Below are 381 nucleotides of genomic sequence, written 5' to 3'. Positions count from 1 at the left end.
ATGCCGGTCGGACCCGAGATGGCCGGCAAATGGGTGCAGGTGTCGACGACGACACCAGGCATCAGCATCGTTCCCGACACGCAGAAGGTGCCGGTCGGCGGCGGCGTGCTGAACTGGAAGATCATCGGCGCCTCGCCCGGCGAGGCCATCCACCTCATCGTCACTGGCATCGAGACCTATGCCGGGCCGAAGGAGGGCTGGGGGCTCTGCTGCACGCAGGTGATCGACATCGTCATCCCGCGCGACTTGAAGTGCCCGCCCGAAAAACAGCCCGACCTCAAGGTCGAGAAGCATGCCGACGTGCCGCGCTGCACGATGGCCGGCGGCTGCGATTTCACCATCACCGTCACCAATGTCGGCGATGCGCCCTATAACGGCAAC

The 381-nt window shown here is 65.1% G+C and carries 1 pseudogene; it reads left to right on the top strand.

The window, feature by feature from the left end:
* A pseudogene (locus tag EN750_RS39090) lies at window positions 1-381 on the top strand (hypothetical protein); the annotation flags it as partial.

Origin of the sequence: Mesorhizobium sp. M7A.F.Ca.ET.027.03.2.1, assembly GCF_003999175.1 — a bacterium.
In the GTDB taxonomy this organism is placed as follows: Bacteria; Pseudomonadota; Alphaproteobacteria; order Rhizobiales; family Rhizobiaceae; genus Mesorhizobium.
This window is presented reverse-complemented; position numbering and strand designations above follow the sequence as displayed.